Consider the following 13,379-nt stretch of genomic DNA (forward strand, 5'->3'; position numbering starts at 1 on the left):
GGTGCTCTTGGAAAAGGACTTGCTGGAAAGACAAAATCTCCTGTAGGCCAGAAGACAGAAGCAATGTACAAAAATGCTTCAGCAAGGGTGAAAACTGCTTATAATAATGGTGTAAATGCTGTCAAAGACGCATGGAATAACATGGCGAGAATGTTTGGACCAGCTGAATATATGGTCACACCTGAAGGATTTGTTGTTCGAGTTCAGTATGAGAATGGAACAAACTATTCAAAATCTTCAGGAAAATCTGGTGGCAAGGGAACAAAGACAAGTGATACAAAGAATACGAACGGTAACAGTGGTGTTAAGCAATCTGGATCATCTAACAAAAAAGGGCAGACTAAAGTAACAGTAGATGGAAAAGAAGTAATATTGGACAATGATACTTTTGATCCAAGCCAAGTAGATGCCCAAGGTAGAACCAATACACAAAGAATGGAACAAGGTCTCGCGCCGATTGGAAAAGATGGAAAATCTGTAAATATCCATCATGTAGATCAAACGGATACCGGTCCAGTAAAAGAAATATTGGCTACAAAACATCAACAAAATTATAAGGAATTGCATTCTAACACTGGACAAGAGCCATCACAAATTGATCGACCTGCATTTAATAAATGGAGAAAGAATTCTTATTGGCCCTGGCATGCCAAAAATTTAAATCAATAGACAAGGAGATGTGAAAATGAGTTTTTACGACTATGAACAATCAATGGCGTTAGCAAAGAAAGGTAAGTTCTATACTACAGTAAATGGAAAAAGTGAAAAAGAAATAAATGATTCGGAAAATGTATTAGGGATTTCGTTTTCCAAGCAAGTGAAGGATTTTTACCGTAAGTATGGATATTTATCATTTGATGGAAATGAAATTTTTGGCATAGATCCTTATGACAAATCTGGAATTTTGGAAGGTAATTCTGTTGCGTATGCATTAAATGATAGGGAGCAATATGGTCTTTCGAAATATTGGATACCTTTCTATAATTTTGGTGATGGTAGTCTGGCCTATCAGGATTATGAAAATCTTAATAATGAAAATGAACCGAGAATAATTTCTGCATATTATGATGGCGAAAAGTATGTAAATGAAGGACAGATTGCTGAGGATTTTGGACAATTTATGATGAAGGTTATAGAAGGATGAGTAGAGTAGTATATTGATGGATTAGTAAATTACAAATTTAATGGATTGATTCCTATGTTTGTAGAAATTGAGATTGCTAGAAATTTGAGCTTTTGGAAGTAAGAAGAAAAATTGCAAAAGAATACTTCAGAAACGTATAAAGCACTTCTTGAGCAGAAAAGCTGGATCATGTATAGCATAGGTTCCGATTTTATGAAAAACAAAAACGATTTATTACAAAGAGCAATTATATTAACTTGTCTTTCAGATAGGTGTGCACAAGAAAGAAGTGTTATAGGCGGAATATCACGTTCGCTTGCTGAGAGGAAACAACAAAGTGCTGCGATTTGCAATTGGCTTGAGAGAATGGGATATATAGAGAATTGCACTGAAGCGGAAAAAGCTGTTTTTCATAAGGAAGTAGAAAAGAAATCAGATCTAGAAGTATTACAGATGCAGATAAACTATGAATGCCAGGACCGATTGTTCATTTTTTGGAGTCTTACTACAGAAATGGATATGAGGGGGAATTGTTACTATCGTTAAAAAGAAAGCCAACAGAGCATACTGCATGGATGGCAAACAGAATTCTCAATGATCAGAACTTTTCAAATAGAGAAGAAATGTTAAGAATACTCAGAGAGTCAATAGAAAGAGATGATATTGACGAATCAACAAAGAATTCAATAAAGGAGTTCTTGGATTATCAAGAACAGATTAAGTAAATATGAATAAAATAACAGAGATTTCTAGAAATGAAATTAATAAAGTGATTGAAGAAACAAAAGCGAGAGATGGTTTTTTGGTTGAACTAGATGGGAAAATAATAAGTACTGAAAAAGACTATGTTCTTGCAATGAGAGAAAAAATGGAAATTCCAGTCGAGTTTCCCAATCCGGTGTTGGGCTGGTTAAATGATTATCTATGCGATTTGTCTTGGATGGATAATAATTGCATTACTATTATTATTTGGAATTACAATAATTTTCTGAATGAAAGTTTAAAGAAAAAAATGATGTATTTTTAGATTTTGAGGAAATAATTCTGCCATGGTGGGAAGAAGATGTTAAGTATCATATGGTAGGAGGCAAAACTAAAGATTTTAACGTTTATTTGGTAGTATAACTATCAGTCATTGTAGAAGGCCAAGAGGCATTTATCATCAAAAGAGGTCTGCTAGGGAAAATACTCCTAGTGCCAGACTTATCTTTTGATGCATATAGTGCTTTATACAAAAGCCTGATGTCTCATTTGCGTTGTACTGATTGTTGGCAGAAGTGTGGCAACAATGTAAGGGTGCATATGAGCAATCTAAAGCTGAAGAAGATTCTGTAGCATTTGCAGTTGGAGCTGCAGATATGGAATTAGCTATAGGAGTAAAAAATCATCTACATATTACATACAGCATAAAGCGGAATATTGACCATCCAATCCTGTTCCTTATAATTTAGCAATGATAACCTTATAGAAGTAGCAGGGTGAAATTTATCGTAAAATGCTTTCAAACTTTGAGAGCGAATATTAGTTTCCGCTTTCACCTCAATAGGAACTGCATCCATGCCCTTTTGAATAAGAAAGTCTTGTTCGAAAGTGGCTGATTCGGTGCCATAGTAATATGCTGAATAATCAGTATCACTAACAATTTGCTGAAGAACATATTGTTCCGTGAGAGCTCCTTTAAATTCAACAAATAGACGGTTGCCTTCAATGACCGAATGCAGATCCAATTCGCTCATTGCACCTAATAAACCAATATCCAAGAAAAATAATTTAAAAAATGAGAATTCCATGTATGCAGAAAGAGGAACGTGCGGCTCATTTACTTTGTGGACACGATATACCAGACCACTGTCCACCAGCCACTGTATGGCTTTTTCAAATTCAGCATTTCGAGACCCTTTCTTAATCTGGCCAAAGAAGAATTTTTTATTTTCCTTTGCAAGTTGTATGGGGATTCCATCCCATACCATGTTAATTCTCACTAATTCATTAGGAGAAATGTGCTTGCCGAAGTCCCCTTTGTACTGAAGTATGATCTCTTTTTGAACTTCTCTGGCTGCAAAATAATCGCTGTTATTTAAAAAATTATTCACAACTTCTGGCATGCCGCCAACATACATGTAGTTTTTTAGGTGATAGATATATTTCTCAGAAAAACCATCTATCAAAGCATAATCCTTGGTTTTAAGAGCATCCGCCAGAGCATTTTCACCGACAGCATATAGAAACTCTCTAAAATTCAGTGGGTAAAGGTTAAGAGTTGTTACTTTGCCAACTGGATAAGATATCCCTTCGTGTAAGGCTACTCCCAAAAGAGATCCGGCCACCATAACATGATATTCAGGTGCTTCTTCACAGAAATATTTCAAGGATTCAAACGCCTTTGGAGCATTTTGTATTTCATCAAATATAATCAAAGTATCATCAGCAGATACAGTAAGGCCTACTTCAATATTAATAGCAGAAATAATTCTACTTATATCATAATCCTGTTCAAACACACGACTCATAGCCGTATTGTTGTAGAATGATATATATGCAACCTTATCATAATAAAGTTTTCCAAATTCCTTCATTAGCCATGTTTTACCAACCTGACGGGCGCCCATTATAACCAAAGGCTTCCTATTTTTATTATTTTTCCATTCAATCAGCTTATCCATTGCAAAGCGCTGCATGCATAGTACCTCCAGAGATTTTTACATTTTTTAGGGGCTAGATTCATTGTTAATATACATTTTTTAAGACCTCAACCTAAGCTAATAATACAATTTTTAAGGCCAAAATACAATACACCTTCATACTTTGAAGTGGTACCATGGTATTGGACACAGACCAATCCACCCTATGAAGTAGATTTTCTGATTCAAAGAGAAAACGATATTTTTCCCGTGGGAAAAAGTTTAAGGAACTGTTTCCAGATCAAGTTAAGCTCCGCGTGCGCTTTTCACTAGATAATTTAAAACTAGACGATGATGTGCTGAATATACCTCTTTTTATGGCAGATCATGCTGATTGATTGGGTTGGCGTTAGAAAAGAAGGAATGCTAGGACAAAAATGAATAAAGACAATATCCGGTTTACAAAAAGTATGAGGAAGACTCATACCATATATATGCCTGATATGCTGCACTATCACAACGAGCTTCTTAGTGCAGCATTTTCTATAGGCGGCTACAAACTAGCTGTTGTGCCAGAGTACAAGGAATTTCCGGCGGAGATGCTATCACTGGTAAATTCAAGCTATTGCACTTGCGCTATGGATATAATCGGAAATCTGATGACACACTTAAAAAGCCCTGATACGGATGTTTCGAGGATTGCAATTCTGGAACCTCAGGCTGGAGGCGCCTGCAGAGCAGGCAATTACTACGACCTTATAATACAGTGCCTTAAGAGAAGCGGATATAAGATACCGGTTCTTTCCCTGAATTTTTCAGGCGCTGAGTCTCACCCTGGCTTTAAGATAAGGCCTATGATGCTCTTTGGCGCTGTGGCAGCAGTGTGCTACGGAGATCTTCTCATGGCTCTTTTTCAGCAGATAAGACCCTACGAGAAGGAAGAAGGTGCCACGAAAAAAGTCTATGACAAGTGGATAAAGGCTCTTTCCCAGGATATTTCTTCCTGCCGTAATCTCTTTTTCAGGGAAAAGAAATATCGTGAGATTGTAAGTGATTTTCTTAAGATTCCAAGATTTTCCAGAGAGGAAAGACCGCTTAAGAGAGTAGGCATCTGCGGAGCTAAAGGGCGCTTCCAGAGCATTGCTGAAAGGGTATGAGCTTGTGATGGATTATTTGATCAGGATACAAGCTCAGGTGCGACGAGTTCTTTTACAGAATGGATTTCTATCGGACGGGCTATTTAATGACATGCGTCAGAAGGCAACACCTATATTAAGTGAGTATTACAATATCGGAGATGGCTGGCTTGTATTGGCAGAAGCAATGGATATGATAGAGCAGGGGTATGACAAGATACTTATCGTACACCCCTTTGGATGCCTCGTTAGCCATGTGGCAGAGCGCGGAGCCCTTAAAAAGCTGCGTCAGCTATACCCTATGGCTAACATAAATACAATTGAGTATGACTATGAGCAGTCCCAGACATTAAGGGAGAGCAGGATTATACTTGCTACTTCCTGACTCACAATATCTTTTTATCAGCATTATTATTAACTATTAATGGCTTATGCTGAAATGTGGTACAATCAATTACGATAAATATTTTTCCGATTATAGGAGATGAGCACGTGGGGATATATTTAGGGCCAGGAAATGCTGGATTTAAGCGTATTACCAAATCAAACTATATAGATAAGACAGGAATGATCGAAATTATCAATTCTACTATAGACACGACAGACAATTTAACTTGTATTAGTAGACCAAGGCGATTTGGAAAATCATATGCTGCGCAGATGTTGTGCGCATATTATGACAACACGTGTGATTCCAGAGCTCTTTTTGAAAACTATGAGATTGCAAATAGTCCTTCTTATGAACAGCATCTTAACAAATATCATGTTGTAAATATAGATATTACTAATTTTATCTCTGAGTTCAAGAAAAAAGGAGAAGATTTAAAAGAAGTTCCTTCAGCTATAGAAAAATCAATTCTGGGTGAAATACGCGCTCTTGATCCGATATATGAGCAGTATGGAACTCTTTTGGAGTGTCTTATAGGACTAGTGGATAAGACTAAGACCAAGGTGATCTTTATTATCGATGAGTGGGATTCAATGGTCAGAGAAACGGCAGATGATCAGGATGCACAAGATAGGTATTTGAATCTACTACGCGGCTGGTTTAAGAACAATAATTTCACTCCCAAGGTTGTTGCGGCGGCTTATATGACTGGAATTTTGCCTATCAAAAAAGACGGGACAGAATCCGCTATTTCAGATTTTAACGAGTATTCGATTCTAAATCCAGGCAGATTTGTGCCCTATACTGGTTTTGTAGAGGAAGAAGTGGCTAGAATATGTCAGGATTCAGATATTAACATTGAAGAGATAAAGAAATGGTATGATGGTTATTCTTTTGCAGATAAACAGCATATTTTTAACCCTTATTCAGTAATGAGTGCAGTGAAGATGAATAGTTGTGAGTCCTATTGGCAAAAGACTACCGCTTCAGAATCTTTGATCACTTATGTGAATATGAACTATGATGGACTTCAGGATGATATTGTCAGACTGATAGCTGGCGAGGAACTTGAGGTAGATGTTACTGGTTTTGAGAATGACACCATTTCTTTTAGGAGCAAAGATGAGGTGCTTACACTTTTGATACATCTTGGCTATCTGGCATATAGCAAGGAAACAGGTACTGTAAGAATTCCCAACAAAGAAGTAATGCAAGAGTTTGAATCTCTTCTCAAGAAAACCGCTGGAAGTAATAGATTGGCTACTCTTGTCAGAAATTCAGAGAAGCTTTTTGAAAGCACTGTTGCTGGAAAAGAGAAAGAGGTTGCAGCAGCTATCGAGGCCATTAGAAACTCTGAATATGCGCCAGCCTTTTATAACGATGAGCAGGCTTTGAGGTATGTAATAAAATTTGCCTATATTTCATGCGTGGACAGATATATGAAAATCGAGGAATTGCCTTCTGGTAGAGGACTTGCTGATGTTGTTTATATTCCCAAAAAGGCTACATCTGATCCTGCACTGGTTGTTGAATTGAAGTGGGATAAGAGCTCTGAGTCGGCATTGAACCAGATTAAAGACAGAAACTATCCTGAGGTTTTAAAGAATTATGGCGGAGAGATAGTTCTGGTGGGTATTAATTATGATTCAAAAACCAAAAGGCATAGCTGCAAGATTGAAAGAATATGATTGTGGTGCCAGTAACTGGAGAAAATTTCCCCGGTGACTGGCACTACATTTGCCACTCTGACTCACAATATCTTTTTTATCTTAAAGAAGGTAAGGCTTCCTACAACGATCAATACGCTTAGTATGATGACTACCGGATAACCCATGCGGGATTCCAACTCTGGCATGTATTTAAAGTTCATACCATACCAGCCAACTATAAGTGTAAGAGGCATGAAGATGGTTGTTACCACAGTAAGGACTGTCATGATCCTGTTCTGCCTTACATCAAGCTGAGACTGATACAGGTCGTTTAGCTGGATTGTGTAGTCTCTAAGGTGAGTTGCAGAGTCATAGAGCCTGTCCACGCGGCTTGAGAACATGTGGAAATATCTCAGGTTGTCCTCCAAAAAGAAACCATTCTCATTTTCCTCAAGCTCCTGTCCAAGATCTAGAAGCTGCTCGTAATGGATGCGCAGATCTCTTATATCACCGCGGATATCGTTATTTCGCTCCATGTGAGCTGATTCTGCGTTAGACATGATCTCTTTTTCCAGACTGTCCAGCTCCAGCTCATATTGCTGCATGATCCTGAGGTCGTTGTGAATAATAAGTTCCAAAAAATCATACAAAAAGCGCTCAAGACAAGGCTTTTTCCACTTTTTGTAATGCTGGATCCTCTTAACTAGCCTAAGGGCAGCATCGCTCTCATCTATAAATACAATTCCTGTTTCATCAAGTACAAATGCAAACCTCTGAGGCTCTGCAGATCTTGCTGACTGAGTAGGAATGCAGAAAGTTCCAGTTAACGAATCGTAGTTAACTTCTGCCTTGGTGGTGTAGATTTCTTCTCCGTTTGGATCAAAATCAAGTCCCATATCAAAGTTTTCATTGGTCTCTGCCCACTGAGCCGGGGTAAGAACTGCTACATAAGGCTCTGCAGCATCGTGACACTGCTCGGCACTACATTCTTCAAGTTGGTTTTTTATAAGGAAAAACACGAGGCACCTCCCGAGGAAATATCTTAAGGTGACAAAAGAATTTTTTTGACACCCTCATCATAATAACATTCACAGTTTGTAATTGAAATAACTAACCGTAAATATTACAATGGTATGGCTGGCTGGAATAGATAAAAGCCACGGTTATAAAGAGGACAAGTATGGAATATAAAGTTTGTATATGTACTGACAAAGGTACAGTCAAGGAAGTTAATCAGGATTCTGCTATGGTGAAGGTTGCTAATACCAGCGAACACGGCAGAGTCGTAGTTGGGGTTTTATGCGATGGCATGGGAGGCCTTTCCTGCGGAGAGGTTGCCAGCAGCAAGGCAGTTGAGGCTTTTGAGAACTGGTTTGTATCAGGGCTTCCACAGGCGCTGTCACCGGTTAATGTCACTGAGAAGCTTGATGATAGCGATAGCAGGGGCATTGATATCATGGAAGAGGTCAAGAGACAGTGGCTACTTCTGGCTCAGGATATCAACGAAGAGCTTCTGGATTACGGCTCTATGAATGGCCTGACACTTGGATCTACTGTTGTGAGCTTTTTTGCCATGGAAAATGAGTTCCTGATCATGAATATTGGGGATTCCAGGGCATATCAGTTTACTGAGACCAGGTGTGATCAGCTGACGCACGATCAGAGTGTAGTTCAGAACATGCTGGACAGAGGCCTTATAACACCTCAGGAAGCGGAGAACAGCCCACAGAAGAGTGTCCTTCTGCAGTGCCTTGGAGCATCCGGGAATGTTTATCCCCAGATTGTCACAGGAAGGATTGATGAGCCTACAACTATTTTGCTATGTTGTGATGGCTTGTGGCGCAAGTTAAGAGCTGACGAGGTATGCGGGCAACTGCGGCCATCAGCTTGTGCTGACGAGAACACTATGAAGTCAAGGCTCCTTGGCTTTATCGAGACCGTCAAGAGCCGTGGAGAGACTGATAATATCACGGGTGTCCTTATTTGCTGTCAGTAATGGGACATTTACCGCTATAGCGTTGTTTCTTTATTAGAAACAAAATCAAATATTAGTTAGGAAATATTCATGTTAGAAATTGGAAGTTTAGTTGGAGATAAATATAAGGTCCTGAACGTTATCGGCAAGGGCGGTATGAGTACGGTTTACCTTGCCATGAACGAGAAGGCCAACAAGCAGTGGGCTATCAAGGAGGTCCGCAAGGACACATCTACTAATTTTCAGGTAGTCAGACAGAGTCTTATCACAGAGACTAATTTGTTAAAAGAGCTATCGCACCCTTATCTTCCCAGCATTATCGATGTTATTGAGGAGGAAGGGCGCTTTCTTATTGTTATGGACTACATCGAGGGTAATACCCTTGAAAAGGCTCTTAATCTTATGGGAGCCCAGCCTCAGGAATATGTAATAGACTGGGGAATTCAGCTGTGCGATGTTCTTGAATATCTGCACACCAGAAAGCCTCCTATTATCTATAGAGACCTTAAGCCAGGCAACATCATGCTCCGCCCTGATGGAACCATTACTCTTATCGACTTTGGTATTGCCAGAGAGTACAAAGAGAGCCAGGCCGGCGATACATCTTATCTTGGAACCAAGGGATATGCGGCTCCAGAGCAGTTTGGTGGAAGAGGACAGACTGATGCCAGAACAGATATCTATAATCTGGGAGCAACTCTTTATCATCTGGTCACAGGCCACAATCCAAGTGAGCCTCCTTATGAGTTTTATCCCATCAGATATTGGGATCAGCAGTTGTCACCTGGCCTTGAGCAGATCATAACAAGGTGTATTCAGAACAACCCTGCAGACAGATATCAGTCCTGCGCTGAGGTTATGTATGATCTTCAGCATTACAAGGAACTTGACAAAAACTACAAGAAATCAGCCAAGCTGGGAGTATCTCTTTTCCTGGCTACATCGGCTTTGACACTTATATTTGGCGGACTGTCACTGGGATTTCATAATAAGTCTGATGCACTTGCTAAACAGAACTATGAGTACTATATAGCAGAGGGCAGAGGAGAAGAGGATGATGCTACATCCTTTGAATACTATGCCAAGGCTATAGAAATGGACCCTGAAAATACAAGAGCTTATATTGAGATGCTTGATAACCTGATTCTTGCAGATGATGTTTTTACAAGGCAGGAGGATGAAAGAGTTCGAGGGCTTCTTATCAGGGAAACCTCAAATGGCACCATTGGAGAGAGACTAGCCACTAACAAAGAGGGCTACGCTACAGTTGCCTATAGACTTGGAGTTGCTTATTTTTACACCTATGAAGGCGGCAGTAATCCTCAGGCTTCCAAGTGGCTCAAGATAGCGGCAGATCAGGGCACCTTGTCAGGGAGCCAGCAGCTAAGAGCAGAAAGGCTCAACAAGATTGCTGAGTATCGTATGGTAAGGCCAGGGGATAAGTCTGGTGGGGATTCTGACAAGGACCCTAATGCTGAATTGACTGCAAGCGGAGATCCAAAGGTTAAATACGATGTGATCTGGAGCGACCTTGTGGCTCTTGCAGATGGCAATATTGCTGAGGAAGACAATGCTATCACAGCTATGGTAATTTACAATGAGATCGCTTCTCAGATTGATAATTACTCCAGTAAATTCCTCAAGGCAGGTGTCAAGTACGAAGATATAGTGGCAGAGATGGATGCCATTTTAGTGCATTTGGACGAAGATATCTTGTCTGACCCAAATTGCTCTGACATGGTAAAAGAGAAAGTTAAAAAGACCAAGAGTGCATTTGAGGTTGCCAGAAAGAGTCTTAACATTGCGGCGGGCAAGTAAAGAAGATTTAGGTTATAGGATAAAATGGGAAATATAGAATATTACAAGCTTTTATCAGTGATCATGGGAATTTCAGCAGTGGTAATGCTGATACTTACGCTAATCCTGTGGTTTAAACTTAATATAAAAAGAGATTTTGCGGTCCTTTCAGGAAGTGAGGCCAAGAGGGATATAGAGAAGATCAGAAAAGAGGCCCAGGCTGGTACAGTCCAGGCAGACCTTCGAAAAAAGCGCCAGGGAGCAGCTATTTCCTGGAATACTTCTGAGGGCCTTGATGGTAATGGGGCATTTTCACTATCTGCCAAGCTTCGCGAATTGTCACAGCCTGGTGGTGATCAGACAGTTCTTTTAAATCAAGGGCAGAGTCAGATGAATCCAAATCAGACTGTGCTTCTGGGACAGAGCGGCGCTGATGCTGCGGTATCTTTCGATGGCGCTTCTGAGGCTACTACAGTACTGGGAGCAGAGACATCAGATGCAACCACTGTGCTGGGAGCTGGTGTTTCAAATGGAACCACAGTGCTTGGGGCGGCACCTTACGGAACACCTACTGGAGGTGTAGTGCCTGGCACAGCTAATGTACCTGGTGCTGTGGCACCTGGAATGGTTGCACCTTCTGACAGTAAGAAGGATAATAGGAATGAAGCAGCAATCAGTAAGGCAGGCTTTGTAATCGAGAGAGAAGAAAGAACCTGACGGCACTAGAGCAGATGAAAAGTGAGTTTGCGAGGTGAGCTTATGACCAAGAAGAAACTGGCTCTTGAAGTAATTGAAAGGCTAAAAAAAGAATATCCGGATGCGGTATGTACTCTGGCCTACGACAAGGCCTGGCAGCTTCTTGTAAGCGTCCGCCTTGCTGCCCAGTGCACAGATAAGAGAGTAGACATGATAACTCCTCTTCTCTATGAGAAATATCCAACGCTGGAGGCTCTTGCAGATGCACCGGTTGAGAAGATAGAAGAGATAGTAAGGCCCTGCGGACTTGGTAATTCTAAGGCCCGCGATATATCTGCCTGCATGAAAATGCTAAGGGACGTATACCATGGTGTTGTTCCAGACTCAATGGAGGAACTATTAAAGCTCCCTGGAGTTGGCAGAAAGAGCGCCAATCTTGTTCTTGGAGATGTTTATGGCAAGCCAGCCATAGTTACAGATACCCATTGCATCAGGCTCTGCAACCTCATAGGTCTTGTAGATAATATTAAGGAACCTGCCAAGGTGGAAAAAGAGCTATGGAAGATCATACCTCCAGAAGAAGGCAATGCCCTGTGCCACAGATTTGTTACCCATGGCAGGGCTGTGTGCGTGGCAAGAAGGCCGGAGTGTGATAAGTGTTGTCTTAAGGATATTTGTAAATCAGCGAAATTATGAAAAATCTGAGCAAATTATGAGATTTTTATTAAGTTGCCATTAAAGAAAACGTGGTTGTATTGACTAGGAATATTTATTCTAGGATAATGAACTAAAGTTATAGGACTGAATCTACGATATATTACATAGAGGAAGGTACTGAATGGATACTAATGGACTTAGCGCTGAACAGCAGGCTTTGCTTGCTAGCATAATGGGTAAATCCTCACAGGCCGGTGGCGGAGGCGGTTTCTCTCCATCACAGGTGCCGGGTGCAGGTGGTGCGCCGGCGGCAGCTCCATCAGGAGGCGATTCTGGCAAGATGTTGTCACAGGCAGAGATTGATGCGCTTATTGCGTCAATGGGTAAATAAAGAGTAACTTATGGGGCAAGCATGCGTGCTTGCCCTTTTTATGAAATTGCATTATCATATTATTGAGAACAACTGTGCGATATTACAATATATCTTGCAATAGCAAATAGGAACCAAGGACGCGTAGACAGATGTGAGGTGTGCCTATGTATATAGCAATGCAGTGTGCTGACAGCAATGGAATGCTAAATACCGAGATTTGTACTTTTTACGGAATCAGATATGATACCAGGTACAGATCAGCAATTCTTTCAACTGAACATTTAAATCATGACTATGTTATCCCTATGGAGGCAGCAGACTATGAGGATGCTGTTCATCAGATCCTGGCTGCAATGGCATCGGGAGCTCAGATGATAAACCTCGGTGAGAGCATTGTCAGCAGAGGACGAAAGGGTGAGGCCAGACAGGTTCAGCCACAAAAGCTCGTCATCACCACAAGCTGACAAAATACAGGACTATCTATGTGTGTAACTGTCAGCAGACAGAAAGAAAATGTGAACATATTGTGGTCAGATAATTAAATAAAAATGAAATTGTTTTGTCTAGGTTGACAACATGTAGCGTGCTACGTATTATTTAATATGTACTTAGCTACATGTTTTTTTGTGAACTTCCGCGATAATTAACTCTCGGCAGCCAAATTGAGAGGTGGAAAAATTGGAAAAACCCAGATTTTATGCGGATTTCGCTTGATTTTGAGTGGGGAACATGGTAAGATAATAGAGAAGTAATTACATCTCTATGGAGGCTGCCATGTATATGAATTTCCTTGTGAAGATACCGACTGGGGAAAACGGTATCACAATAAAAAACATCAAGGGAACTACCTACGTGTACTATGCGTATGAGAGAAAGTATGACCCTGACAAGAAGTATTCCGTCCCCAAGACCACATCCATCGGAAGACGTGATGATGAGCACCTTGACATGATGTATCCTAATG

General features: G+C 40.4%; 15 protein-coding genes and 2 pseudogenes. 15 read left to right on the top strand and 2 right to left on the bottom strand.

Going from position 1 to position 13,379, the window contains the following annotated elements:
• The 4 genes from BLO53_RS17920 to BLO53_RS17940 all read left to right on the top strand — a co-directional run.
• On the top strand, window positions 1-669 hold a 669-nt coding region (locus tag BLO53_RS17920), incomplete at its 5' end, for an HNH/ENDO VII family nuclease (RefSeq protein WP_092064821.1).
• 16 nt (window positions 670-685) lie between these two features.
• Window positions 686-1,144 carry an SMI1/KNR4 family protein gene (locus BLO53_RS17925; RefSeq protein ID WP_092064824.1) on the top strand — a complete coding sequence of 153 codons (459 nt, stop codon included), beginning with the start codon at window positions 686-688 and terminating at the stop codon, window positions 1,142-1,144.
• Window positions 1,145-1,593: 449 nt separating this feature from the next.
• On the top strand, window positions 1,594-1,848 hold the full coding sequence (locus tag BLO53_RS17935) for a hypothetical protein (RefSeq protein ID WP_143003277.1): 255 nt from the start codon (window positions 1,594-1,596) through the stop codon (window positions 1,846-1,848).
• A gap of 2 nt (window positions 1,849-1,850) precedes the next feature.
• Entirely contained in the window at window positions 1,851-2,150 is a 300-nt protein-coding gene (locus BLO53_RS17940; RefSeq protein WP_092064833.1) for a hypothetical protein, read from the top strand.
• Between the two features lie 361 nt (window positions 2,151-2,511).
• On the opposite strand, the gene BLO53_RS17945 is transcribed toward BLO53_RS17940, so the two are convergent.
• Window positions 2,512-3,801, bottom strand: a complete 1,290-nt coding sequence (locus tag BLO53_RS17945; protein WP_092064836.1) for an ATP-binding protein — start codon at window positions 3,799-3,801, stop codon at window positions 2,512-2,514.
• Between the two features lie 126 nt (window positions 3,802-3,927).
• Between BLO53_RS17945 and BLO53_RS19975 the strand changes: the two are divergent.
• From BLO53_RS19975 to BLO53_RS17965, 4 genes and pseudogenes are all read left to right on the top strand, one after another.
• Window positions 3,928-4,174: pseudogene (locus tag BLO53_RS19975) on the top strand (ATPase); the annotation flags it as partial.
• A gap of 7 nt (window positions 4,175-4,181) precedes the next feature.
• Complete coding sequence (locus tag BLO53_RS17955; protein ID WP_143003278.1) at window positions 4,182-4,901, top strand: hypothetical protein; 720 nt, start codon at window positions 4,182-4,184, stop codon at window positions 4,899-4,901.
• Window positions 4,902-4,908: 7 nt separating this feature from the next.
• Window positions 4,909-5,265: a hypothetical protein gene (locus tag BLO53_RS17960; RefSeq protein WP_143003279.1), complete on the top strand. Its 357-nt coding sequence runs from the start codon at window positions 4,909-4,911 to the stop codon at window positions 5,263-5,265.
• A gap of 107 nt (window positions 5,266-5,372) precedes the next feature.
• Entirely contained in the window at window positions 5,373-6,956 is a 1,584-nt protein-coding gene (locus BLO53_RS17965; protein WP_092064846.1) for an AAA family ATPase, read from the top strand.
• Window positions 6,957-7,018: 62 nt separating this feature from the next.
• Here BLO53_RS17965 and BLO53_RS17970 read toward each other — a convergent pair whose 3' ends face one another.
• Entirely contained in the window at window positions 7,019-7,936 is a 918-nt protein-coding gene (locus BLO53_RS17970; RefSeq protein WP_092064848.1) for a magnesium transporter CorA family protein, read from the bottom strand.
• Window positions 7,937-8,097: 161 nt separating this feature from the next.
• On the opposite strand from BLO53_RS17970, the gene BLO53_RS17975 reads away from it, so the two are divergent.
• From BLO53_RS17975 to BLO53_RS18005, 7 genes and pseudogenes are all read left to right on the top strand, one after another.
• Window positions 8,098-8,913, top strand: coding sequence for a PP2C family protein-serine/threonine phosphatase (locus BLO53_RS17975; RefSeq protein ID WP_092064851.1), 816 nt, complete (start codon window positions 8,098-8,100; stop codon window positions 8,911-8,913).
• A gap of 69 nt (window positions 8,914-8,982) precedes the next feature.
• Window positions 8,983-10,710, top strand: a complete 1,728-nt coding sequence (locus tag BLO53_RS17980) for a serine/threonine protein kinase (RefSeq protein ID WP_092064854.1) — start codon at window positions 8,983-8,985, stop codon at window positions 10,708-10,710.
• A 24-nt stretch (window positions 10,711-10,734) separates the two neighbouring features.
• Window positions 10,735-11,406, top strand: a complete 672-nt coding sequence (locus BLO53_RS17985; protein WP_092064857.1) for a hypothetical protein — start codon at window positions 10,735-10,737, stop codon at window positions 11,404-11,406.
• Window positions 11,407-11,448: 42 nt separating this feature from the next.
• Window positions 11,449-12,081: an endonuclease III domain-containing protein gene (locus tag BLO53_RS17990; RefSeq protein ID WP_026490528.1), complete on the top strand. Its 633-nt coding sequence runs from the start codon at window positions 11,449-11,451 to the stop codon at window positions 12,079-12,081.
• 142 nt (window positions 12,082-12,223) lie between these two features.
• Window positions 12,224-12,433, top strand: a complete 210-nt coding sequence (locus BLO53_RS19355; protein ID WP_092064860.1) for a hypothetical protein — start codon at window positions 12,224-12,226, stop codon at window positions 12,431-12,433.
• Between the two features lie 146 nt (window positions 12,434-12,579).
• Entirely contained in the window at window positions 12,580-12,879 is a 300-nt protein-coding gene (locus tag BLO53_RS18000) for a hypothetical protein (RefSeq protein WP_026490526.1), read from the top strand.
• Between the two features lie 310 nt (window positions 12,880-13,189).
• Window positions 13,190-13,379, top strand: a pseudogene (locus tag BLO53_RS18005) (IS1634 family transposase); the annotation flags it as partial.

Source organism: Butyrivibrio sp. INlla14 (assembly GCF_900102515.1).
Taxonomy (GTDB): domain Bacteria; phylum Bacillota; class Clostridia; order Lachnospirales; family Lachnospiraceae; genus Butyrivibrio.

What these genes read in the sequence shown, in the direction of transcription:
- BLO53_RS17985 (WP_092064857.1), top strand. Translation starts at nt 10,735, where the DNA reads ATGGGAAATATAGAATATTACAAGCTTTTATCAGTGATCATGGGAATT.
- BLO53_RS17980 (WP_092064854.1), top strand. Translation starts at nt 8,983, where the DNA reads ATGTTAGAAATTGGAAGTTTAGTTGGAGATAAATATAAGGTCCTGAAC.
- BLO53_RS17975 (WP_092064851.1), top strand. Translation starts at nt 8,098, where the DNA reads ATGGAATATAAAGTTTGTATATGTACTGACAAAGGTACAGTCAAGGAA.
- BLO53_RS17945 (WP_092064836.1), bottom strand. Translation starts at nt 3,801, where the DNA reads ATGCAGCGCTTTGCAATGGATAAGCTGATTGAATGGAAAAATAATAAA.
- BLO53_RS18000 (WP_026490526.1), top strand. Translation starts at nt 12,580, where the DNA reads ATGTATATAGCAATGCAGTGTGCTGACAGCAATGGAATGCTAAATACC.
- BLO53_RS17990 (WP_026490528.1), top strand. Translation starts at nt 11,449, where the DNA reads ATGACCAAGAAGAAACTGGCTCTTGAAGTAATTGAAAGGCTAAAAAAA.
- BLO53_RS17935 (WP_143003277.1), top strand. Translation starts at nt 1,594, where the DNA reads ATGCCAGGACCGATTGTTCATTTTTTGGAGTCTTACTACAGAAATGGA.
- BLO53_RS17940 (WP_092064833.1), top strand. Translation starts at nt 1,851, where the DNA reads ATGAATAAAATAACAGAGATTTCTAGAAATGAAATTAATAAAGTGATT.
- BLO53_RS19355 (WP_092064860.1), top strand. Translation starts at nt 12,224, where the DNA reads ATGGATACTAATGGACTTAGCGCTGAACAGCAGGCTTTGCTTGCTAGC.
- BLO53_RS17925 (WP_092064824.1), top strand. Translation starts at nt 686, where the DNA reads ATGAGTTTTTACGACTATGAACAATCAATGGCGTTAGCAAAGAAAGGT.
- BLO53_RS17960 (WP_143003279.1), top strand. Translation starts at nt 4,909, where the DNA reads ATGGATTATTTGATCAGGATACAAGCTCAGGTGCGACGAGTTCTTTTA.
- BLO53_RS17955 (WP_143003278.1), top strand. Translation starts at nt 4,182, where the DNA reads ATGAATAAAGACAATATCCGGTTTACAAAAAGTATGAGGAAGACTCAT.